This window comes from Hyphomonas adhaerens MHS-3, from assembly GCF_000685235.1.
Taxonomy (GTDB): domain Bacteria; phylum Pseudomonadota; class Alphaproteobacteria; order Caulobacterales; family Hyphomonadaceae; genus Hyphomonas; species Hyphomonas adhaerens.
This window is the reverse complement of sequence record NZ_ARYH01000002.1, coordinates 389,292-412,434: the sequence shown is the minus strand read 5'-3', so window position 1 is coordinate 412,434 and position 23,143 is coordinate 389,292. Positions and strand designations below refer to the sequence as shown.

Sequence of the window (23,143 nt, the reverse complement as noted above, 5' to 3'; positions counted from 1 at the left end):
TCAACAAGGCCGTGCACGGCCGAAGGAGGAACACAATGGCAATCAAGACACGCTTTACCGAAGAGTTCGGGATCGAACACCCGATCGCACAGGGCGGCATGCAATGGGTCGGCTATGCCGAGATGGTCGCGCCGGTCGCGAACGCTGGCGGCCTCGGCTTTCTGACGGCGCTGACACAGCCGACACCGGAAGACCTGGCCAAGGAAATCGCCCGCACCAGGGAAATGACCGACAAGCCGTTCGGCGTGAACCTGACGATCCTGCCGGCCATCAAGCCGCCGCCTTACGCTGAATACCGCGACGCGATCATTCAGGGCGGCGTGAAGATTGTCGAAACCGCGGGTTACAAGCCGCAGGAACATATCGACCATTTCAAGCAGCACGGCATCAAGATCATTCACAAATGCACGGCCGTGCGCCACGCGCTCTCGGCCGAACGCATGGGCGCCGATGCGATTTCCATCGACGGCTTCGAATGTGCGGGCCATCCGGGCGAAGACGATATTCCGGGCCTGATCCTGATTCCGGCCGCAGCCGACAAGGTGAAGGTGCCGATGCTGGCGTCCGGCGGCTTCGGTGATGGCCGCGGCCTTGCGGCAGCGCTGGCCCTCGGCGCTGACGGCATCAATATGGGCACGCGCTTCTGCGTCACAAAGGAAGCGCCGATCAACGAGTCCTTCAAGCAGCAGATGGTCGAGAATGACGAGCGCGCCACGAACCTCATCTTCCGCACGCTGCACAATACGGCGCGCGTGATGAAGAATGCCGTCTCCGACGAAGTGGTCGCGATCGAACGCAAGGGCGGGGCAAAATTCGAAGACGTCCAGCACCTCGTTGCCGGTGTCCGTGGCCGCAGGGCGATGGCGGAAGGCGATACCGATGGCGGCATCTGGTCGGCCGGCATGATCCAGGGTCTGATCCACGACATCCCGAGCGTCGAGGAACTGATCGACCGCATCGTCGCCGATGCCGAGGCGATTATCAAAAGCCGTCTCGAGTCGATGGTCAAATAAGCGGGGAGGGTCATATGGCTTACGAGCAGGTGCTTCTGGAAAAAGATGGCCCTGCGGCCATCATTACCCTCAACCGCCCGGAAAAACTGAACGCGTTCACCAACCAGCTTGGTCGGGAACTTGCGGATGCGATCCGCGCCTGTGATGCAGATGATGACGTTCGCGGCATCATCATCACGGGCGCGGGGCGTCATTTCTGTGCCGGTGCGGACATCTCGGATGGCGCGGACGCCTTCGATACCAAGAGCGGATCAGGCGCGAAGAATTTCGGCACCAGCGAGCCCGGCAAGCGCCGGGACGGGGCCGGCTTCATCGGCGCGATGTATGCGTGCCAGAAGCCGCTGATTGCCGCGTTCAACGGCGCAGCGGTCGGCGTGGGCATCACGATGATGCTGCCCACCGACATCAAGATCGCGTCCGAGAAGGCGAAGTTCGGATTCGTCTTCGCCCAGCGCGGCCTGCCGCCCGAAGCTGGCAGTGCCTGGTTCCTGCCGCAGCTGGTCGGCCTGCCGCAGGCGCTGCGCTGGTGCATGACAGGAAAGGTCTTCGAGGCGCAGGAAGCGCTGGAAGGCGGTCTGATCAGCGAGATCCACCCGCCCGAGGAGTTGCTGCCTGCCGCCAAGCGAATCGTCGCCGAGATCGCGCAGAACACGGCGCCCGTTTCGGTCGCGCTCGTCCGTCAGCTGCTCTGGCGATTCGGACCGGCGGCAGACCCGTTCGATCTGCTGAAAGTCGATGGCCAGTTTGCGCTGACCCTCGGATCGTCCCCGGATGTGAAGGAGGGGGTGACGGCCTTTCTTGAGAAGCGCGCGCCGAATTTCCCCGGAAAGGTCTCAGCCGACATGCCGGACGGGTATCCCTGGTGGTAATCTCGCCCGGCCTGCGCCGCTATAGACGGTGTATAGAGGGTGTATAGACGGTCTTCGTGAGGGTGCTGAAGCGCCGCAAAGTGTTGGATAAGGCTGTCGGGGGAAGAGGTGGCTCCGCGAGTAGGACTCGAACCTACGACCGGGCGATTAACAGTCGCCTGCTCTACCAACTGAGCTATCGCGGAACAGCCGGAGAGGGGCTATTACCAGACCAAACCGCCGGTTCAAGCCCTCTGATGCTGCGAACGACACAATTCTTTCAGATCGCACCAGAAAATCGCATAAAAAAAAGGCGGGAGACGTGTCTCCCGCCGAGGCGTTGGGTGATGGTGGGTGTCTCCAAGAGAAGACAGGGTTAACAATCTGCTGAAATAGTTAACACGACCTAAACGGCTTTCCGGAAAATCGAATTTCTTCGTCAATGTTCCGGATTAATGCTGCGGGCGCCGAAACGCCTGCGGAAAAACCGCATGAATACAGGGATATTCATCGCTTTGGGAAGGTCTGGAGGCCCCGGCCGGAATCGAACCGGCGTACACGGATTTGCAATCCGCTGCGTCACCACTCCGCCACAGGGCCATGCCGGAAGCAGGCCTCCTAGCAACCTTCCGCCCGGCGTGCAATCTGCCGATTTCAGGCCTGTGCGCGTTTATCGCCGATTGCATGTCCGAAGCTGCATGCTAAAGGGCTCCCCAGAGGAACATACGCACCCCGAAAGGCGAGAGCCCATGAACTTCGAAGCCGCCCGTGAAATCATGGTCGACAGCCAGATCCGCCCGAATGACGTGTCGGATCCTGAATTCGTCCATGCTTTCCTGAACACGCCCCGTGAAGCCTTCGTCCCGGCGACCCGCAAACCCGTCGCTTATTCCGAACTCGAGATCGAGACGTCGGAAGGCCGGGCCCTGTGGACCCCGCGTGACACGGCGAAACTATTGAAATCGGCTGGAATCCAGCCGACCGATATTGTGCTCGTCATCGGGGCAGGCGCGGGCTACGAGACGGCCCTGATCAGCCACCTCTCCGAAACTGTGATCGCGCTGGAAGAAAGCGCCGAGCTGGTGGATGCCATGTCTGACCGGTTTGCGTCCCTTGGGGTCGACCGGGCTGTCGCCGTCGAAGGCAAGCTGGAAGACGGCCTGTCGGATCAGGGGCCGTTCGATGTGATCTATGTCTGCGGCATGGTCGAAACTATTCCGCAAGCCTGGAAAGACCAGCTGGCCGAAGGGGGCCACCTGGCCCTCGTGCAGCTGGAACAGGACGGCGTCGGGCGCGGCCGCGTCTACACAAAGGCGGGCGATACGGTGTCGTCGCGCTACGCCTTTGATGCTTTCCCGCCTAAATTTGCACAGTTTGACCGCAAAAAGGCGTTTGTGTTCTGATTTTCGGGGCGCAACTGCGCTAACGTTAACTCCCCGGAAAAGTGAACACTGTTCTCTGTAGCCGCTAGGCCTGTATAAAGGCGTGTAATAGTAATTACGGCATCTGAGGAGCCTCCTATGACCCTGAAGTTTCGTATCCTTGCGGGCAGCGCGCTGGCCGGCCTGCTGGTGACCGGCAATGTGTCGGCCGAGACATTGGAGGATGCAGTTGCCTCGGCGGTCCTGTCGAATCCGCAGCTCGAATCGCAACGCGTCGAGTCGGATATTGCCCGCGAGTCGCTTCAGCAGGCGCGCGCAGGTGGCCGCACGACCGTGACGGTCGGTGGTTCGGCTGGCTACCAGTACACGGATACCAATTCGCCATTCAGCGTCAGCAACGGCGATTCCGGTGCATTCTCCACACAGGTCCAGGCGACCAAGCCGATCTATACCGGCGGACGCATTTCTGCCGGCATCCGTCAGGCAAAGGCCGGAATCAGTGCAGCCGATGCGCAGTATGAAGCCGCCCAACAGGATCTGATTCTTGAGGTCATCACTGCCTATATGGATGTGCGCCGAGATCGCGAGACGGTCTCCATTCGCGAGAACAATGTCGAAGTCTCAACCGAACAGGTCCGTGCCGCAGAAGACCGCTTCGAAGTCGGCGTTGTGACCCGCACCGATGTCTCGCTGGCCCGCGCCAACTTTGAGGGCGCCCGCGCATCTCTGGCGGGGGCCGAATCCGCGCTTCAGACCAGCCTTGCAAACTATTCCTTCCTGACCGGACTTGTCCCGGGCGACCTGGCGCCGCCTCCACCGGTGCCGCCATTGCCGAAATCCCTGGAAGAGGCGACCCGGCTGGGTCTGGACGCCAATCCTGACATGATCGCCGCGCGTCATTCCGAACGGGCGGCGATGGAGGCGATCGAGGCGGCCAAGGCGCAGGGACGCCCAACCGTCAATCTCGTTGGAACGGCACAAACTCAGTATTCGAAATTCGAAACACGGAATGTGCAGCAATCGTCTGTTTCCGGTGTCGTGCAGGGCTCAATCCCGATCATGACCGGTGGATTGGTGAAGAGCCAGACCAAGGCTGCCCGCCTGCGCCGTGATCAGGCCCGCCGTCAGATTGATGCGCTGGACCGCTCCATCCGGGCTCAGGTGGCCTCTGCCTGGTACGGATATGACGCGACCCTGCGGGCGATCGAAGCCTCCAAACGCCAGGTCGATGCAGCGGAAATCGCGTATGACGGTGCCAAGGAAGAACTGGCGGTCGGTGTCCGTACGACGCTGGATGTCCTGAACCAGGAACAGCAATTGTTCGAAGCCCGGCTTGCGCTGGTTCAGGCGGAACGGGATGCCTATGTGGCGGCGCATCAGCTGCTGCGCGCGACTGGCCAGCTGGCGCAACCATAGCTACCGGTCCTGAAAGAGGTTAACACTGTCAGGTCTTTGTTAACCCAATCGCCTTAGCGATCGTAAATAGAATCGACGACGCGAATGCATATCAGGGGGCTCTGATGGCCAACGAAGCACATAAGGAACCGACGATGGAGGAAATCCTCGCGTCGATCCGTAAGATCATCTCTGACGACGCTGCTACGCCTTCGTCGACGGCCAAACCTGAGCCTGAGATCGCCAATGACGAGGAAGACGATGTCAGCCTCGAAGAGGTGATGTTCGACGAAGACATCCGCGAGGAATCCTCTGAGGACACGGCTGAGCCGGAAGGCAGCGTCGAGCTGGAGATGGAAGCCTTTGAAATCGAGGATTTCGCCGAGGAAGACCCGCCCGCAGCGGCGCCGGAGCCGGTCGAAAGCTTTGAATCCCTGCTCAGCGCGTCGCGGTCTGCCGAATATGAACCTGAGCCGGAACCCGAACCCCTGCCTGAGCCGATTCCGGAGCCTGTGGCCGCCGCGCCAGCTCCCGTCGTGCCCGAACCGGCCCCCGCACCAGCGCCTGTGGAGAAAGCCATGTCTGCATCGCCCGCCTACGATAATTCCTCGCTGACCGATGATTCGACCGCGAACGCGGCTGCCGGAGCCCTCGGCAAGCTGATCTCGAAGATGGATCTTGGTGGCGACAACACGCTCGAAGCGCTCGTTCGCGAGATGCTGCGTCCGATGATCAAGGAATGGCTGGATGCCAACCTGGCATCGATCGTCGAAGAGAAAGTCGAGGCAGAAGTAGAGCGCATCTCCCGCATGGCGCGCTAGCCTCTCCCGCCAAATTGTTTATAGGGAAGGGCGCGCCGTCACCGGCGCGCCTTTTCTTTTTATCTGGACTACGCCCGAAACGATGCTCGACCAAAGATTTGACCCCGCTGAAGCCGAACCCCGCCTGTATGAGGCCTGGGAAACACAAGGCTGCTTCAAGCCATCCGGTGACACGTCTGCGCAGGCCTATTCCATCGTCATCCCGCCGCCGAATGTGACGGGCGTGCTGCACATGGGGCACGCGCTGAACAACACGCTTCAGGATGTGCTGATCCGCTTTGAGCGCATGCGCGGCAAGAACGTGCTCTGGCAGCCGGGTACGGACCATGCCGGTATCGCGACGCAGATGGTGGTCGAACGCCAGCTGGCCGAGGAAGGCAATATCAGCCGCCGGGACATGGGCCGCGAGGCCTTCGTCGACCGCGTCTGGACCTGGAAAGCCGAATCCGGCGGCGCCATCGTCAACCAGCTGAAGCGCCTCGGCGCCTCCTGCGACTGGAGCCGCGAACGCTTCACCATGGGTGACCGGAACGATCCGGAAAATTCCATGGTGCGCGCCGTCACCAAAGTGTTCGTGGAGCTCTACAACAAGGGCCTGATCTATCGCGACAAGCGCCTCGTGAACTGGGATCCACACTTCCAGACGGCGATTTCCGATCTCGAAGTCGACCAGCGCGAAGTGAACGGCCATTACTGGCACCTGCGCTATCCATTGGCCGATGGCGTCACCTATGAGCATCCCGTCAAGGACGAAGACGGCAACGTCACCGGCACAGAGACGCGCGACTATATCGTCGTCGCGACCTCCCGCCCGGAAACGATGCTGGGCGATACCGGCGTTGCTGTGCACCCGGAAGATGAGCGCTATGCAGGCCTTGTCGGCAAGTTCGTGGAGCTGCCCATCGTCGGCCGCCGTGTCCCGATCGTTGCAGATGAGTATGCGAACCCGGAAAAGGGCTCCGGCGCGGTGAAAATCACGCCAGCGCACGACTTCAACGACTTTGAAGTCGGCAAGCGTGCAGGTCACACGCCGCTGAACATCCTGACGGCAGTTGCCGCCGTCGTGGATGGGGCAGAGGCCGATGCGGCGGGCATTCCCGAAGCCTATCGCGGGCTGGACCGCTTCGACGCGCGCAAGAAAGTTGTCGAGGATTTCGAGGCTGCCGGACTTCTGGAAGAGATCGAAAAACTCAAGATCGAACAGCCCTTCGGCGACCGGTCCAATGTCGTCATCGAACCATGGATGACAGACCAGTGGTATGTCGATGCCAAGACAATGGCCCAGCCTGCCATCGCCGCCGTGCGCGAAGGCAAGACGACGTTCGTGCCCGAGAACTGGGAAAAGACCTATTACAACTGGATGGAAAATATCCAGCCCTGGTGCATCAGCCGCCAGCTCTGGTGGGGGCATCGGATTCCAGTCTGGTATGGCCCGGATGGCAAACCTTTTGTTGCGGTGTCCAGGGAAGAGGCCGTCGAGCAGGCCAAATCACACTACCAGCAATTTTATCATGATGCGAATGTGCCAGATGAAATCGTAGAGATTGTCTGCGCGGCATACAAAAGTGACCCCATATGCCTTGAGCAAGACGAAGACGTCCTCGACACCTGGTTCTCCTCCGCGCTCTGGCCGTTCTCGACGCAGGGCTGGCCGGAGCAGACGGACGATCTGAAAACCTTCTTCCCGACGGCGACGGTGGTCACGGCGTTCGACATTATCTTCTTCTGGGTTGCCCGGATGATGATGATGAGCCTCGAATTCATGGGTGAAGTCCCGTTCAAGGATGTCTACATCCACGCCCTCGTCCTGGACGAGAAAGGGCAGAAGATGTCGAAGTCCAAGGGCAACGCCATGGACCCGCTGGAACTGGTCGACGAGTACGGCGCTGACGCGCTCCGCTTCACCATGGGTCGCATGGCCGGGCAGGGCCGCAATATCCGCCTGTCGAAGCAGGCGGTCGAAGGCAATCGGAACTTCGCGACGAAACTCTGGAACGCCGCGCGCTTCGCCGAAATGAATGAGTGCGGCGCGCCGGGGGACATAGATTTCGACGAAATCCAGAGCCCGGTGAACCGCTGGATCCTCGGAGAATTGATGCAATGCGTGGCGGACGTCACGAAGGGCATCGAGGATTATCGTTTCGACGAGGGCGCCGGGGCGCTCTACCGCTTCGTGTGGAACACCTTCTGCGACTGGTATCTGGAACTCATCAAGCCGCTGCTTGGCGGGATGGACGATGCCGCGAAGTCCGAGACGCGCAAGGTTTGCGGATATGTGCTCGATGAGACGCTGAAACTGCTGCACCCGTTCATGCCATTTGTGACGGAAGAGCTCTGGGACCGCCGCGCGCCGGGCCGGGTTGAGGATCAGGGCCTGCTGATGCGGCAGGACTGGCCCGCCTTCACGGGCTTCCACGATGAAGCCGCCGCTGACGAAGTGGACTGGGTGATCGGCCTGATCACGGAACTGCGCTCGCTGCGCAACGATCTCGGTGTACCCGCAGGGGCGAAAATTCCTTTGGCGCTGATCAAGGCCGGGCCGGAGATCGAGACCCGCGCCATGCGCCATGAAGACGTGCTGAAGCGCCTCGCCCGCCTGGAAGACATTGCGTTCACGGATACGACGCCGGATGGCGCCGTGACGGCCGTCTTCGGCGATACGGTGGCCGCGCTCCAGATTGCGGATTTTGTGGATATCGAAGAAGCGCGCAAACGGCTCGACAAGGAACTCGGCCAGATCGAGAAGGACATCACGTCCACCGAGAAGAAACTCTCCAATGAGAACTTCGTCGCCCGCGCGCCGGAAGAAATCGTGGAAGAGAACCGCCAGCGCCTCGTCGATTGGGCAGCGCGGCGCGAAAAGCTGACTGCGGCACGAAAGGGGCTTGAAGGCCTCTGACCTTCGTGGGCAACCTGCTGTCAGATGGACAGGAGGCTTTTCCATGATTTTTCGGCCGCTTTTCGCGGCAGCCGCGATTTTTCTCGCGGGCTGTCAGGTTTCGCCTGTGAACGCTGAACCACCGGAAGCCCCGCAGTGGCGTCTGGCGATCCACGGCGGCGCAGGCGTCATCACACGCGGCTCAATGACGCCGGAACAGGAAGCGCTTTACAGGGCGGGTCTTCAGGAAGCGCTGGAAGCCGGCGCAGACGTGCTGCGCAATGGCGGCAGCGCGCTCGATGCAGCGCAGGCGGCGGTCATTCCGATGGAGAACAACCCCATCTTCAATGCCGGCAAAGGCGCGGTGTTTACCGCAGCCGGGACGCATGAACTCGACGCGTCCATCATGGAGGGCAGCTCACGCGATGCCGGCGCTGTCGCTGGCGTGACCATCGTGAAAAATCCGATCCTCGCGGCGCGCGCCGTGATGGACAAATCCGAACATGTCATGTTTGCCGGTCCCGGCGCGGATGCGTTTGCAGAAGCGCAGGGGCTCGAGACCGTTCCGAACACCTATTTCGACACGGAACGCCGCCGCAAGTCGCTGGAGCGGGTGCTTGAGACACAGTCCCGCACGGCGGCGGACAAGCACGGGACGGTCGGTGCCGTCGCCATTGATGCGGACGGCAATATTGCCGCCGCCACGACGACGGGTGGCATGACGGCAAAAACCGCCGGACGGGTCGGGGATTCGCCGCTGATCGGTGCGGCAACATATGCGGAGAACGGCGTCTGCGGTGTGTCCGCAACCGGGCACGGCGAGTATTTCATCCGGGTCGGCGTGGCCAAGACGATCTGCGACCGGGTGAAGCTTGCCGGGGACAGCATCGGCGAAGCAGCAGAGGTCGCCCTGACGGAAGTTGCAGACCTTGGCGGCGATGGCGGTGTGGTGCTGATCGACGGCAATGGCGATGTCGATTTCGTCTTCAACAGCGAAGGCATGTATCGCGGCTGGATCGATGCAAGTGGGTCCTGGACCGCGATCTATGGCGACGAAACGGAGACGGAGGAATAATGCCGGTTGCAGGGGCAATTCATGAGTTTTGAAACGCCGCAAAGCCTCCTGTTCCGTGACGCTGTACCAGACGACGTCGCCGCGTTGACGGCGCTCGCGCGCAAGACGTTCACGGACAAGTTCGGGCATCTCTACAATCCGGACGACCTCGCTGCGTTTCTGGAGGAGTCGCACAATCCGGATCTCTACCGGGACTGGATCGCAGATCCGGACGTGCTGGTCCGGGTGTGCGAGGCGGATGGCGGGGACATCGTCGCCTACCTGCTTTGCAGCCCGCTCAGCCTGCCGGCGCCTGATCCCGAACCGGGCGCGCTGGAGCTGAAGCGGGTCTACGTCGATGGCCGCCTGCAGGGGCGCGGAACCGGTTCACGCTTCATCGACGAGGCGCTTGCCTGGGCGCGGGAACGGAGCGCGCCGGAGATGTATCTCAGCGTCTATTCCGGCAATCTGGATGCCCAGCGTCTCTACGACCGGCTAGGCTGGGAAAAAGTGGCGGAATTCCTGTTTCCGGTCGGCCGGCACCGCGATCTTGAATACCTTCTGCGGCTGAAACTCTGATCGCCTTGGCGGGACGCGCGAACCGGTTTTAAGTAATAATTTCAAGTTCGCGGGACACTTACATGACAGACCAGCCTGAGATTGATCCGGCGATCCTGGAGGCCATGAATGGCCTGCAGGAAGAATTTTCTGGTTTTGCCGGCGTATACCAGAACGAGATCCGGCCCGCCCTTCAGGCGCGCGAACATGACCGGGAAAAGGCCGTCAGCAAGGCGCGGAAGTACCGCTACATCGGGATCGGTCTGGGCGTGGCCATCGCGCTGGTCGGCTTTATCGGATTCAAGTCCGTGTTCGGGCCTTTCCTCGGTGTCCTTGTCGGGTTCGGTCTGGTGACGTGGGGCGGCCAGGACCTCAAGCGTTTTGGCAAGGAGGCCAAGGAGCTGCTCGTCCAGCCTGTCGTGCGCAAGCTGGACCTGACATTCCAGCCTGAGCCGGGCGAGGTCGCCTCGATCTACGAGCACAAGAATGTTGGTATCGTGCCTGGCTGGGACCGCGCCAGCTATGAAGACCGGCTGACGGGGGCGCGCGATAATGTCGAGTTCGAACTCTTTGAGGCGCATCTGGAAGAAAAGCGCCGGTCCACCGATTCCAAGGGCCGGACCACGACGCGATGGGTTACCGTTTTCCGTGGGCAATGCCTGCGTTTTCACTTCGACAAGACATTTTACGGCCGGACACTCGTCACCCGGGATGCAGGGTTCTTCAACCGGTTCGGCGGCGGCAACGGCATGCAGCGAGCGTCGCTGGAAGATCCTGAGTTCGAGAAAATCTTCGAGGTCTACACAACCGATCAGGTGGAATCCCGCTACCTGCTGACACCGGATCTGATGCAGGAACTTGTGAACCTGGAGCAGACATTCCACGGCGGGAAACTGAAGTGCTGCTTCGATGGCGGTGAGCTGTATATCACGCTGCAGGGAGGCAACCTGTTTGAGCCCGGCAGCATGTTCACCCCGCTCGACAGTCCCAGCCGATTGCGGGAATTGCTGGAGGACTTCGCCGCCGTCTTCCACATCATCGATGTCACCAACAAGAACCGCCGCCGCAGAAGCGGGCAGGGGACAACCAAGCCGTGATCGCGGCCGGCAAATTGGGCAATTTCAGGGCAGTAACGTTCAGTAAGGCTTCAGATGACAATCCTCATATTGCAGACCACTGGTGAGAAAGGACTGTTTATGAGCCGACTGATACTTGCTGCCATCTTTGCCCTTGCCGCGCCCGTTGCTTCTGCAGATGCGGCGTCGTCGGCCAAGGAACTTGCCCGGTGTCAGGCGATGTCAGCCACGTTCAAGCCGAAGCAGAAAGAAATCGCGAAGCTGAAAGACGCGCGCGATGAGCAGGCTGAAATCGTAGAAACAAAAGGCGAAGCCTGGGACGATGTCGAAGTCATGCGCAATGCCTCCAGGAAACATGCGAAGACCGCAGATGCTGCCAAGGCGGACTATGAGGCGGCGAAAGCGGACTTGTTGCGCATGGAGCTTGGACTTCAGGAAGCTGTCACAGCCCTGAACGCGGACTTTGAAGCCTACAACCAGACCTGCGCCACCCAGAAATAGTCTCTCCCTCTAACGCGGACCCGTCGGACGCTGACAGCTTCTGTCAGCGTTGATAAGACCAGTACGCGTATGTCTGTTGGGCTTTTACGCAAACCGTTGTTGTCTGCGTTGGTAGACATGACGGGTCGCGGGCCCGCAGCGTCACCAAGAGGGAGGACCGTGCGCGATGAGCGACGCCGCCACACCGCCAGAAACGGCACACCCTGACACACAGATGGCCCAGGTCGTCCTCATCACCGCCGTCGCAACGATCGGGGGCTTCCTGTTCGGCTTCGACTCAGGGGTCATCAATGGAACGGTGGACGGGCTGAGGGTGGCCTTCAATTCCCAAAGCATTGGCACGGGCTTCAATGTGGCGTCCATGCTGCTCGGGTGCGCGGCCGGCGCCGCATTGGCCGGGACGCTGTCAGACAAATTCGGCCGCCGCACCATGATGCTGGTGGCCGCAGCCTTCTTCGTCATTTCGGCCTTCGGTTCCGGCATTGCGCAATCGTCGGCCGAGTTCGTGCTTTACCGCATCATTGGTGGCCTGGCCGTCGGGGCTGCAAGCGTCATGTCGCCTGCGTATATTTCGGAGGTCGCCCCGTCGAAGCATCGTGGACGCCTCGCCACGATTCAGCAGGTTGCGATCATCGCCGGCCTCTTTGTGGCGTTTCTGTCGAACTATTTCATCGCCAAGGCGACCGGCTCGGCTCTTAACAAGTGGGCCTTTGGGTTCGAAGCCTGGCGCTGGATGTTCTGGATGGAACTGATCCCCGCCTTCATTTTCCTGCTGGCGCTTCTGGGCATTCCCGAGAGCCCCCGTTTCCTCGTCGCAAGGGGCGCCGTTGACCAGGCCGAGGCGGTCCTCACCCTCCTGTCGAGCGACCATTCCGCCAAACGAAAGGTCGCCGAGATCAGACAGTCGCTGACCCATGACCAGAAACCGTCGATCAGCGATGCGTTCGGCCGTGGCACGGTGTTCAAACCAATCGTCTGGGTCGGTATCGGTCTCGCGACGTTCCAGCAACTCGTCGGCATCAATATCATCTTCTATTACGGCGCGGTTCTCTGGCAGGCGGTTGGCTTTTCGGAAAGCGACGCGCTGTTGACCAATGTGATATCCGGCGCGGTATCCATCATCGCCGTTTTCATCGCGCTGGCCCTGATCGACAGGATCGGACGCAAGCCGCTCCTTTTGGTGGGATCGATCGGTATGACCGTGACGTTGGGCATCGTAGCGCTTTGTTTCTCGCAGGCCGTGATGATCGACGGGAAGGTCGGTCTGCCGGGCAGCTATGGGCTCATCGCCTTGCTCGCAGCGAACGCCTATGTGGTCTTTTTCAATTCATCCTGGGGCCCGGTCATGTGGGTGGCGCTGGGAGAAATGTTCCCCAATCAGGTGCGCGGGGCAGGGCTTGCGGTTTCCGGGTTCTTCCAGTGGATCGCGAACTTCGCCATCACGGTCACGTTCCCGATCATGCTGAGCATCGCGTGGATCGGACTGACCGGTGCCTATCTCTTCTATGCCGTCTGTGCCCTGATCTCTGTCTTCTTCGTCATGAATTTTGTGCGCGAGACAAACGGGCTCGAACTTGAAGAGATGACTGAGTGACACAACCGCTGCCCCAGACAGGGAAAAAGCAACACGCGACGATCCGTGAAGTCGCTGAAATGGCGGGCGTGTCACAGATGACGGTGTCGCGTGTCCTGAACCGCCGGGAATCGGTCAAGACGTCCACGCGTGAGCGCGTGGATCGGGCCATTCAGGCCCTCAATTACCGACCGAACCTGATGGCGCGAAGCCTCGCGGGCGGCAAGTCATTGTTCATTGGACTGATCTTCGACAATCCCAGCAACAACTATCTCGGTGAACTCCTGGTTGGGGCCTTGAATCGCTGCCGTGAAGTTGGCCACCATTTGGTGATCGAGGACTTTTCGGCCTCCTCGAACGAGAAAGACATCGACGCCCTCATTGAGCGTCTCGGCAGCGCGGGTCTGGATGGAATGATCGTGATGCCACCGGTCAGCGAAGACGAGTTTGTTCTTGCTCGGTTGAGAGCAGCTGGTCTGGCGCCGGTCCTCATCGCGCCGCGGGAGACGCCGCAGGATGGCGTCAGCGTTGCCATCGACGACGTTGAAGCAGCTGATCTGGTCACGCAATATCTGATAGACAGAGGGCATCAGCGGATCGCATTTGTTGCCGGGCCAACCGCGCATTCGTCTGCGAGACGCCGGCACATGGGATTCACCCATGCGATGGCACGAAGCGGCCTGGAAATGAATGACGCCCTGTTTGCGCAGGGAGATTACACATACCGGAGCGGCATGGTCGCGGGTGACAAGTTCTTCAGCCTGGACGATCCACCGACAGCCGTGTTCGCGAGCAATGATGACATGGCTGCCGGAGTGATCGCCGCCGCGCAGCGATGCGGAATGCGCGTTCCGGACGATGTGTCTATCGTCGGCTTTGACGACACGGCCATCGCCAGCGCCATGTGGCCACAGCTGACAACGGTGCGGCAGCCCATTGCCGAAATGGGATATCAGGCTGTGGACCTCCTGGCCAAGTTTCTTGGGACCGGTGAGGACCGTAACGCGGAACACAATATCGTGCTGGATGTTTCGATTGTGGAGCGTGGCACGGTGCGCCGGCGCTGACGGGCTTCTGAAACGGTAATTTCTGCACTCGGCTGCGAAAATTTCGCCCGATACGCTATTTTCGGCGATCTGGCGGAGAAATGCCCGTTGGACATAAGGCGTTTCGCCTTTAGTTCTGTCCACTGGACAAAACAACGTTGACGCAAGCACATTATGCCCCGCAGACATGCTGGCCCCAGACCGGCCACGATCATTGATGTTGCCCGCGAGGCGGGTGTTTCCTTCAAGACGGTCAGCCGCGTCCTGAACGGGGAGACGAATGTCCGTGAGCAGACCCGGGAGCGTGTCATGAGCGCGGTCAAGGCGCTCGATTACCGGACCAACCACAATGCACGGAACCTGCGGGCGCGGCAGAGCCGGATCATCTGCCTGCTTTATGCCAACCCGTCGCGCAATTATGTCGGCGAAGTGCACCTGGGCGCGCTGCAGCGTTGCCAGACCGAGGGCTACAGCCTGATCATGGAGGATTGCTCCACCAATAAACGCGCGGTGCTGGCGTTGCGCTCGGAAAACAGGCTGGCAGGTGCGATCCTGACGCCGCCGCTATCCGATGACCTGGGACTGATCGAGCAGTTACGCGAACACCACGTGCCGTTTGTTCGGATCGCTCCGTCGAAATCCGATGATCCGGGACGTGACGTTGCCATGGACGACCGGGCCGCATCCCGGGAGATGACCGAATACCTGATCGGCCTCGGTCACAGTCAGATCGGCTTTATCCGGGGCGCGGTGACCCATGATCAGGCAAGCACGCGGTTCCAGGGCTACAAGGACGCACTGGAGGCCGAGGGCATTCCATACGATCCCGGCCTCGTGGCGAAAGGGGACTTTACCTTCGATTCCGGTATCGCTGCGGCGGAGCAAATGCTGGATCTGCCGGAACGGCCTACGGCCATCTTCGCATCCAATGACGATATGGCTGCCGGCGTGATCGCGGCCTGTTATCGCCGGCGCATCCAGATCCCGCAGGAATTGTCGGTGGCGGGATTCGACGATACGCCTCTGGCGGCCACGATCAGCCCGTCGCTGACAACGATTTACCAGCCAAGCCGGGAGCTGGCCTCAGAAGCTGTCGGCCTGCTGCTGGAGGAAATTTCTGCGCCGAGCGACACGCCGCGCCGTCACTTGCTTGACTACCGAATGGTTCCGCGGGATTCGACCGCGCCGCCTCACGGATGAGCTGACGCAATTTCTGTTTCCACCGTCCCGTACCTATTGTAAGTCGCCCGCATGACCAGCATTCGCCCCCTCCCGCACATCGAGAAGACCAAACCCTATGTCCCGGGCGGCAAGCTGCATGGCAGCGAAGACCGGGTTGTCATGCTGGCCTCGAACGAAAACCCCTTCGGGCCGAGCCCAAGGGCGATTGAAGCGATGCAGGATGTGGCCCGGCAGGTTCATGTCTATCCGGATCCGAATTATGGCGCGCTTCGCCAGGCGATTGCTGACGCCAAGGGCATCAAGGATGTCTCCCGCGTGGCGGTGTCAGCCGGATCGGATGAGATCATCCACCTTCTGACACAAGCCTATGCGGGACCGGGTGATGAAGTTCTGTTCACGGAACATGCCTTCTCGATGTATCAGGTGTCGGCGCTTGGCCATGGCGCCACGCCGGTCACCGTGCCGGAAACCGACCTGACCGCTGGTTTCAATGCCGTATTGGGCGGCGTGAGCGAGCGGACGCGGATTCTTTTCCTCGCGAACCCAAACAATCCGACGGGCACGATTATGGAGGTTGAGGACCTTGCGCGTCTTCAGGATGCGCTTCCGCCGCATGTCCTGTTCGTGATCGATGGCGCTTATGCCGAATATGTCGGTGAGACATACGAGGCGGCGATCCGCGACCTCGTCGACCGGCGGGCCAACACGGTGATGATCCGCACATTCTCCAAGATTTATGGCCTGGCGGCGCTGCGGCTTGGTTGGGGATACTTCCCGGCAGAAATCGCGGCCACGTTCCAGCGCATCCGGCCGCCGTTCAATATCAACGCATTTGCCGTCGCCGCCGGAATCGCCAGCATTGGCGACACGGAGTTCATCGAGACGAGCCGCCGGCACAATGCGGAGTGGCGCGCGATCTATGTGGACCGGTTGAACGCGATGGGCCTGCCAACGCCCAAATCCATGGCGAACTTCGTGATTCCGGATTTCGGCTCACCCGAACGGGCGGCAGCTGCGAATGAATACCTGAAGCAGAACAACGTGCTGGTCCGCGCCGTCGGGGGCTATGGCCTGCCGAGCCGTCTGCGTATTTCGATTGGCTCGGCTGAGGATAATGAGACGGTCCTCAGCCTGCTCGAATCCTTCACCGCGTCACGCTGATATTGTCGATGAGGCGCGTGCGGCCCATCCAGGCTGCACCGAGCAGGCGGGCAACAGTCCCGGTCGCCAGCGGTGTATCCGGCAGGTCCTTAAGCGTGGCCGGGTCTACCAGCGACACATAATCGATCTTTTCGAATCCTGACCGCGCCAGCAGATCCCTCGCTTCATTCAGGGCGATCGAGGGCGATTCGCCGGTCGCCAGTCTGACGGACGCCCGGTGAAGCGCCGCCTGCATGGCGCCGGCATTCCGCCGTTCCTCGGGCTTCAGGTAAAGGTTCCGGGACGATTGCGCGAGCCCGTCGGCATCCCGCGCAGTGGAAGCGCCAATGATTTCAACGGGAAAGCCCAAATCCTGTACCATGCGGCGGATGATCTGCAGCTGCTGGTAGTCCTTCTCGCCAAACACGGCGACATCCGGCTGAACATGCAGGAACAGGCGCGCGACGACTGTGGAAACGCCGTAAAAGAAATGCGGCCGGTAGATGCCGTCCAGCAGGTCGGACAATTCCTCGACCCGCACATTCGTGACGGAGCCTTCGGGATACATTTCCCCGACCGTCGGAAGATAGGCGAGATCGCAGCCCGCCGAGGCGAGCTTCGCCAGATCGGCGCCTTCATCCCTTGGGTAGGTGTCGAAATCCTCCCCTGGGGCGAACTGAGTCGGATTCACGAAAATGCTCGCGACGATTCGCGTGGCTTTTTCTTTTGCCTTTTCAATGAGGGACAAATGTCCGCCATGCAGTGCCCCCATTGTGGGGACAAATCCCACCCGTTCGCCAGCCTGCTTCCAGGCCGTAACCTGTTGCAGTAGCTCACGTCTCGTACGTACGGTGGGGGTAAGGTCACCTGTCTTCGAATTCACTTTCAATTCGTCCCGGCTCCGGATTGTGTAAACGCGTTGTTAACCTGTTCGGAGGAATTTTAAAGCCATGACACAGCGCATCCTTTCTTCTCTCAAATCCTTCGTGCTGACGGCAGCGTTCCGCATGTCCGCCAGCGACTCGCGTCTTCCCGGTGAGGGCGCTCCGGAGCCGCGTATGCGGCACTTCAATCCGGAGATGGACATCGACGAATGGATGTTCGACCGAGACGGCAACCCTGTCACGGAATCGGCAACGCTGTATGCGCGCGAAACGGCCCGTGTCTCCGGTGCCCTGTCTGGCCTGCGCTCCCTGCTGACGCAGATTTCCATGCACGTTCCGCAAACCGAAGAGCTTCCCACAGAAGCGGCGTTTGGCCCGATCATGTCCGACGACCTGCTGTTCGACGGAGAGCCAATGCCTGCACAGTTCGGTATCCTGGCAGAAGACGAAGACTTGTTCGACGAAATGCCTGGAAGCCGCCCGGCTTGGGATGCGTCGCAGGACATGCCGCGCGTCGCCTGATTTTTTGCTGCTGACTTTAACTGACTGAACTTGGAGCATTCTGAAATGGCTGATGGATTCGCGCCTACCGCACTCGTGGGTGGCCCGGACTTGTCGGTCCCCCAGAAGGACGCCCGCGTCATTGTCGTTGGCAACGAGAAGGGCGGGGCCGGCAAGTCGACCGTCTCGATGCACCTTTGCGTGTCCCTGATGCGGATGGGCAAGGCGGTCGGTGTGATCGACCTTGATGTCCGCCAGCGATCGCTGACCCGCTATCTCGAGAACCGCCTGCGCTGGATGCAGTCCACCGGTTCGCGTCTGCCGATGCCGGAAATCGTGCGCGTTGATGCGTCGACCGAGCGTGATCTCGACCGGGCTGAAGCGGAAGAAACCCACCGGCTGGTTTCCAGCCTGCAGCGTCTGAAGAAGACCTGCGATTTCATCATCATCGACTCGCCGGGTGGCGACACATTCCTGTCGCGGTCTGCCCACATGCATGCCGATACGCTGATCACGCCGCTGAACGACAGTTTCGTCGATTTCGATCTGCTGGGCGATGTGAACCCGCAGACGCTGGAAGTGATCCGGCCGAGCTTTTATTCCGAAATGGTCTGGTCCTGCCGCAAGAAGAAGGCGCAGACGTCGCGCCGTCCGATCGACTGGATCGTGATGCGTAACCGCATGTCGCCGCTGGCCGCGCGGAACAAGGAACGCGTCGGCGAGGCGCTCGACAATCTGTCCAAGCGGATCGGCTTCCGCCTTGCGCCCGGCCTGTCCGAGCGCGTGATCTATCGCGAACTCTTCCCGGCCGGTCTGACGCTGCTCGACCTGACGGAGAAGGGCTCCAATGTCTCCTTCACGATGAGCCATGTCGCCGCCCGTCAGGAGATGCGCGACCTGATCATCATCCTGCAGCTGCCGGAACTGACCGGCGCCGAAATCACCTTCTGATCTGCAACCCGACTGACGCGAGGTGAGGCCAGCCCGGTGCTGGCCTTCTTTGTTTTTCGGCGTCACTCTGCCTCTTAAAAGAAACAGGGAGGCAGGCGCATGGTTTTCAACAATACCGATTGGGTGTGGCAGGTTCGGGAAGACATCCTGGAGCCGGAGCGGGAGATCGTCGATCCGCACCACCATCTCTGGCCGAGCGAGGATATGGGCTATCAGGTGCCGGACCTTCTGGCGGACCTGACCAGCGGGCATAATGTCGTCCAGACCGTGTTCATGGAATGCGGCGCCGCCTACCGCAAGGATGGGCCGGATCATCTGAAGCCGATTGGCGAGACGGTGTTCGTGACGGACTCTGCGGCGCAGATGAAAGCAAAGGGCGGGCCTTATATTGCGGCGCTGGTGGCGCATGCTGATCTGCGGTTGCCGCTGGCGCAGCTTGATGAAGTCCTGGATGGCCATGTCGATGCGTCGAACGGCCTGTTCCGCGGAATCCGCCATGCCGGTTCCCGTGATGCGAGTGGCGCGACGCTTCGGATTCCCGGTCATGCCCCGCCGCGCCTTTATGCTGAGCCGGATTTCCGGCGCGGTGTGCAGCATCTGGGGGAGCGCGGCTTCACCTATGACACCTGGCACTATCACCACCAGAACCAGGACTATCTGGACCTCGCGAAAGCCTGCCCGGACACGACCATGATCCTTGACCATTTCGGCACGCCGATTGGCGTTGGCCCTTATGAAGGCAAGCGGGATGAAATCTTTGAAGCCTGGAAGGATGAGATGGCGGCGATTGCCGAATGCCCGAATGTTCATGCCAAGATCGGCGGACTGGCCATGCCGGACAATGGCTTCGGCTGGGACACACGCGAGACTCCTCCGACGTCGGATGAGGTCGTGGAGCAGCATGAGCGCTGGTATGATCACATGATCAAATGTTTCGGGCCAGAGCGCTGCATGTTCGAGAGCAATTTCCCGGTCGACCGTTGGTCTCTCAATTATGTGGTCTACTGGAACGCGATGAAGAAGATTGCGGCGAAGTATCCGGAAGAGGCTAAAGCAGCGATGTTCGCGGGTACGGCGCGGAAGGTTTACTCGGTCGAGGCCTGAGCCAGCACCTGTAGCCGGACTGGCGGGGGCCATCTGGTGGGAAGTTTGGTTCTGTGTGGCGCATGCTTCGACTTCGCTCAGCATGAGTCCGGTATTTGTGGCGCCTGAGTACTGAACTCATCCTGAGCGAAGTCGAAGGATGATGGCGGCGCACAAAGCCCCCGCTAGGGTGGACCACGCACGTGCAGCCCATGATCATACCGGACTATGTCATGACTATAGATGACTATACCGGACTTAACCGGATCATGACGGACTTGCGTTTCAGACACGCAAACCGGCACATCGCTGCGACAGGCAGGATGCTCCCATGCCGCGAGGCGCGGCGCTTCATATGTATAGAGATCATCGGGCGGCGGGGCGTCAGCCACGAAGACCAGCCTTATATTGCCAAAGCAATCGACCGCCATCAGCGCCTCCCGCCCGGTGCGCGTGTGCCAGCGGGCGACGCGCACCAGGTTCCACACCAGCTACGGCCAGAACAGCGGCCAGACATGGGTAAAGTAGCGTTGAAGGTCAGGATGCATGCACGGAAGGATGAGGGGCAGGCGGCCCTGTCGGATTGAGATGGCTTCCCAATTGTCATCCCGGAAAACGCGAAGACGCTTGCCCGGTGCCCGGACACGCAGCGGTCACAGCAGGGCGGGCGTCCGAACATAGTCTGCGAAACGGCCAGGCTGACAAGGAACGGGTGGGGGATTTGCCGATCCCTATCCCCACGTGCCGGTTGACGCAGCGGGAGGTTGGCGCGGCATTGTTTTCGCGCTGTTCCAGAAGTCTGAACCTGCTAGAGTTGCGCCAGAGGAAATGCACAAAACAAAAATGGGAGGCCAGCGCCATGAGTGCCGACACGAAATTCACGATGACAATCAACGGGAAAGCCGTCACCGGCGCCGAAAAATTCGGTGTCGAAAACCCGGCTACGGCTGAGGTTTTTGCCGAAGCGCCCAACTGCACGCAGGCGGAACTGGACGAAGCGGTCGCGGCCGCCCGTGCCGCGCTGCCGGCCTGGCGCAAGACGCCGATTGAGAAGCGTAAGGAAGTCATGCTGGCGATTGCCGGCGTCATCGGCCAGCACGGCGAGGAACTTGCACGCCTTCTGACACAGGAGCAGGGCAAGCCGTTCGAGCAGGCCATGGGCGACGTGCTTGGCGGGGCGCACTGGTTTGCCGAAACGGCCAAGCTCGATATCCCGGAAGTCGTCTCGCAGGACGATGAGGAACGCTACACCGTTACCCGCTACGAGCCGATCGGCGTTGTCGCCGCGATCGTTCCGTGGAACTTCCCGATCATTCTGGCCGCCTTCAAGCTGGCGCCGGCCTTGCTGGCCGGCAACACGATCGTGCTGAAGCCGGCCCCGACGACGCCGCTGACGACGCTGCGCCTTGTGGAACTGATCCGTGATGTGGTGCCGGCTGGCGTGCTGAACGTCGTGTCGGGCGACGACCGGCTCGGCCCCTGGTTGACCGGCCATTCCGGCATCGACAAGATCAGCTTCACCGGATCGACCCAGACGGGTCGCAAGGTGATGGAAGGCGCCTCGAAGGAACTGAAGAAGGTCACGCTGGAACTTGGCGGCAATGATGCCGCCATCGTGATGCCGGACGTAAATGTCGAAGCCGTCGCGCAGGAGCTGTTCTGGGCGGCGTTCCAGAACACCGGGCAAATCTGTATCGCCACAAAGCGCATGTATGTGCACAAGGACATTTATGAGCCGCTGAAGGCCGCGCTGGTCGAATATGCCAAGACCGTGAAGGTGGGCGATGGCTCCCAGCAGGGCACGCAGATCGGTCCGATCCAGAACAAGGCGCAGTATCAGCGCGTGCTGGACCTGATCCAGGATTCCAAGGACAAGGGCTACAAGTTCCTGATCGGTGGTGAAGCGTCCTCGGCGCCTGGCTATTTCGTGCCGGTCACCATCCTCGACAATCCGCCGGAAGACGCGCGGATCGTGCAGGAGGAACAATTCGGCCCGGTCCTGCCGCTGATGTCGTTCGACAATCTGGACGAGGTTGTGACCCGCGCCAATGACACGATCTATGGCCTCGGCGCGTCTGTCTGGAGTGCCGACCTGGCCAAGGCGCAGGAGATTGCCGACCAGCTTGAAACCGGCACGGTCTGGATCAACGAGACCCAGCACCTGTCGCCGCATGCATCGTTTGGCGGGGCTAAACAGTCCGGCATCGGCAGCGAAGGCGGCGAACATGGTCTGCTGGAATTCTGTCAGGCCAAGACGACGAATATCCGCCGCAACGCAACGTTTGCCTGAGGCGGCCTGACCGCCCGCACACAAGCCGGGCTGATCGAGTGATAAGGCGAGCGCGCATGATTGCGTGCTCGCCTGTCTTTTATCCCCATCAGATGAGTTGACCGCCCCAACGGCAGGTGCCGTTCCGGTGCAGGCGTCAACAACCGGCCGGTCTGGATGCGGCCGATTTTGAAGGAAGAAGCATTGGACCCCTATTTTTACCGCAAGAGTGATTCCGCAATCGCAACAGAACATGGCGCAGGCCCCTGGGATCCGCGCATGCTGCATGGTGGCGCGCCGTCCGGACTGATCGCGAGCATCGTCCAGAATTTGCCGAGCGAGGTGCCGATGTCGGTGACCCGTCTCACGATCGACTTGCAGCGCCCTGTGCCGGTGGGGCACCTGGACATCGATGTGAACATCACCCGCGAAGGCCGCAACATTCAGACCTCGGAAGTGATCCTGTCTGCCAATGGCAAACAGGTTGTGCGGGCCTCTGGGCTGAAAATCCGCAAAGCCGAGCTGGAGCTGCCGGAAGCTTCCGCGATGCCGGAAGTGGCGGGCACCATCCCGGAAACCCCCATCGGCTTCCCGCGTGCGGTGGGCTTCAACACGGCGGTGGAGATGCGCACGGAAGACCCGGCGGCCGTCTCGCGCAAGGCGGTCTGGTTCCACATCAAGCGGCCTTTCCTCGACAGTCAGGAGACGACGCCGCTGATGCGGGCGGCGGCGACGGGTGACTATTGCAACGGGTTCGGGTCGACGCTCGACTTTGACGTGTGGACCTACATCAACGCCGACCTGACGCTGCATTTCGCACGCGAGCCTGTGGGCGAGTGGATCAAGCTGGAGGCCAATTCCTGGATCAGCCCGGACGGCCGCGGGCTGGGCTTCGGGGAACTGTCGGACCAGCACGGGCCGTTCGGCCGGGCAGTGCAGTCGCTGGTGATTGCGAAGCGCTGAGCTGCCGGTGAGCGGGTGGGCTTTG

At 60.9% G+C, this 23,143-nt stretch carries 21 protein-coding genes and 2 tRNA genes; 19 read left to right on the top strand and 4 right to left on the bottom strand.

Features of this window, described 5'->3' with window-relative positions:
• Positions 1–35 precede the first annotated feature (35 nt).
• Both HAD_RS14095 and HAD_RS14090 read left to right on the top strand, forming a co-directional pair.
• Positions 36–1,013, top strand: a complete 978-nt coding sequence (locus HAD_RS14095; RefSeq protein ID WP_035572717.1) for an NAD(P)H-dependent flavin oxidoreductase — start codon at positions 36–38, stop codon at positions 1,011–1,013.
• 14 nt (positions 1,014–1,027) lie between these two features.
• Positions 1,028–1,882: an enoyl-CoA hydratase-related protein gene (locus tag HAD_RS14090; protein WP_035572715.1), complete on the top strand. Its 855-nt coding sequence runs from the start codon at positions 1,028–1,030 to the stop codon at positions 1,880–1,882.
• Positions 1,883–1,991: 109 nt separating this feature from the next.
• Here HAD_RS14090 and HAD_RS14085 read toward each other — a convergent pair.
• Positions 1,992–2,067: transfer RNA gene (locus tag HAD_RS14085), tRNA-Asn, on the bottom strand.
• A gap of 320 nt (positions 2,068–2,387) precedes the next feature.
• Positions 2,388–2,461: transfer RNA gene (locus HAD_RS14080), tRNA-Cys, on the bottom strand.
• 149 nt (positions 2,462–2,610) lie between these two features.
• Between HAD_RS14080 and HAD_RS14075 the strand changes: the two genes are divergently transcribed.
• The 12 genes from HAD_RS14075 (at position 2,611) to hisC (ending at position 16,488) form a co-directional block, all read left to right on the top strand.
• Entirely contained in the window at positions 2,611–3,264 is a 654-nt protein-coding gene (locus tag HAD_RS14075) for a protein-L-isoaspartate O-methyltransferase family protein (protein WP_035572712.1), read from the top strand.
• Between the two features lie 117 nt (positions 3,265–3,381).
• Entirely contained in the window at positions 3,382–4,659 is a 1,278-nt protein-coding gene (locus HAD_RS14070; protein WP_051596323.1) for a TolC family outer membrane protein, read from the top strand.
• Positions 4,660–4,763: 104 nt separating this feature from the next.
• Entirely contained in the window at positions 4,764–5,459 is a 696-nt protein-coding gene (locus tag HAD_RS14065) for a PopZ family protein (RefSeq protein ID WP_051596322.1), read from the top strand.
• Positions 5,460–5,541: 82 nt separating this feature from the next.
• Positions 5,542–8,358: a valine--tRNA ligase gene (locus tag HAD_RS14060; protein ID WP_035572708.1), complete on the top strand. Its 2,817-nt coding sequence runs from the start codon at positions 5,542–5,544 to the stop codon at positions 8,356–8,358.
• A 43-nt stretch (positions 8,359–8,401) separates the two neighbouring features.
• Complete coding sequence (locus tag HAD_RS14055; RefSeq protein WP_084331980.1) at positions 8,402–9,412, top strand: isoaspartyl peptidase/L-asparaginase family protein; 1,011 nt, start codon at positions 8,402–8,404, stop codon at positions 9,410–9,412.
• Between the two features lie 21 nt (positions 9,413–9,433).
• The gene (locus HAD_RS14050; protein ID WP_035572707.1) at positions 9,434–9,970 is read left to right on the top strand and encodes a GNAT family N-acetyltransferase; all 537 of its coding nucleotides are present in this window, start codon (positions 9,434–9,436) and stop codon (positions 9,968–9,970) included.
• A 62-nt stretch (positions 9,971–10,032) separates the two neighbouring features.
• The gene (locus HAD_RS14045; RefSeq protein WP_035572702.1) at positions 10,033–11,046 is read left to right on the top strand and encodes a DUF3137 domain-containing protein; all 1,014 of its coding nucleotides are present in this window, start codon (positions 10,033–10,035) and stop codon (positions 11,044–11,046) included.
• Positions 11,047–11,145: 99 nt separating this feature from the next.
• Positions 11,146–11,526: a hypothetical protein gene (locus HAD_RS14040; RefSeq protein WP_035572701.1), complete on the top strand. Its 381-nt coding sequence runs from the start codon at positions 11,146–11,148 to the stop codon at positions 11,524–11,526.
• Positions 11,527–11,692: 166 nt separating this feature from the next.
• Positions 11,693–13,120, top strand: a complete 1,428-nt coding sequence (locus tag HAD_RS14035; RefSeq protein WP_051596321.1) for a sugar porter family MFS transporter — start codon at positions 11,693–11,695, stop codon at positions 13,118–13,120.
• Entirely contained in the window at positions 13,117–14,166 is a 1,050-nt protein-coding gene (locus HAD_RS14030; protein WP_051596320.1) for a LacI family DNA-binding transcriptional regulator, read from the top strand. The genes HAD_RS14035 and HAD_RS14030 overlap by 4 nt, the downstream gene beginning before the upstream one ends.
• Positions 14,167–14,319: 153 nt before the next feature.
• A complete protein-coding gene (locus HAD_RS14025; RefSeq protein ID WP_035572699.1) occupies positions 14,320–15,345 on the top strand; it encodes a LacI family DNA-binding transcriptional regulator in 1,026 nt (341 codons plus the stop codon).
• 51 nt (positions 15,346–15,396) lie between these two features.
• Entirely contained in the window at positions 15,397–16,488 is a 1,092-nt protein-coding gene (hisC, locus tag HAD_RS14020) for a histidinol-phosphate transaminase (RefSeq protein ID WP_035572698.1), read from the top strand.
• Here the strand turns inward: hisC and panC are convergent.
• Positions 16,472–17,350 carry a pantoate--beta-alanine ligase gene (gene panC / locus HAD_RS14015; protein ID WP_035572959.1) on the bottom strand — a complete coding sequence of 293 codons (879 nt, stop codon included), beginning with the start codon at positions 17,348–17,350 and terminating at the stop codon, positions 16,472–16,474. The two genes, hisC and panC, sit on opposite strands and share 17 nt — an antisense overlap.
• Positions 17,351–17,417: 67 nt before the next feature.
• Here panC and HAD_RS14010 point away from each other — a divergent pair, with 67 nt between their 5' ends.
• The 3 genes from HAD_RS14010 to HAD_RS14000 all read left to right on the top strand — a co-directional run bounded on the left by HAD_RS14010 (position 17,418) and on the right by HAD_RS14000 (position 19,907).
• On the top strand, positions 17,418–17,873 hold the full coding sequence (locus tag HAD_RS14010; protein ID WP_035572696.1) for a hypothetical protein: 456 nt from the start codon (positions 17,418–17,420) through the stop codon (positions 17,871–17,873).
• Between the two features lie 45 nt (positions 17,874–17,918).
• On the top strand, positions 17,919–18,803 hold the full coding sequence (locus tag HAD_RS14005; RefSeq protein WP_051596319.1) for a division plane positioning ATPase MipZ: 885 nt from the start codon (positions 17,919–17,921) through the stop codon (positions 18,801–18,803).
• Between the two features lie 99 nt (positions 18,804–18,902).
• Positions 18,903–19,907: an amidohydrolase family protein gene (locus HAD_RS14000; protein ID WP_035572695.1), complete on the top strand. Its 1,005-nt coding sequence runs from the start codon at positions 18,903–18,905 to the stop codon at positions 19,905–19,907.
• Between the two features lie 164 nt (positions 19,908–20,071).
• Here HAD_RS14000 and HAD_RS18620 read toward each other — a convergent pair whose 3' ends face one another.
• Positions 20,072–20,374, bottom strand: a complete 303-nt coding sequence (locus HAD_RS18620; RefSeq protein WP_156942292.1) for a hypothetical protein — start codon at positions 20,372–20,374, stop codon at positions 20,072–20,074.
• Positions 20,375–20,745: 371 nt separating this feature from the next.
• Between HAD_RS18620 and HAD_RS13990 the strand changes: the two genes are divergently transcribed.
• Together HAD_RS13990 and HAD_RS13985 are read left to right on the top strand one after the other, a co-directional pair.
• Entirely contained in the window at positions 20,746–22,176 is a 1,431-nt protein-coding gene (locus tag HAD_RS13990; RefSeq protein ID WP_035572692.1) for an aldehyde dehydrogenase family protein, read from the top strand.
• Positions 22,177–22,359: 183 nt separating this feature from the next.
• Positions 22,360–23,118: a thioesterase family protein gene (locus tag HAD_RS13985; RefSeq protein WP_035572958.1), complete on the top strand. Its 759-nt coding sequence runs from the start codon at positions 22,360–22,362 to the stop codon at positions 23,116–23,118.
• The last annotated feature ends 25 nt before the right edge of the window (positions 23,119–23,143 follow it).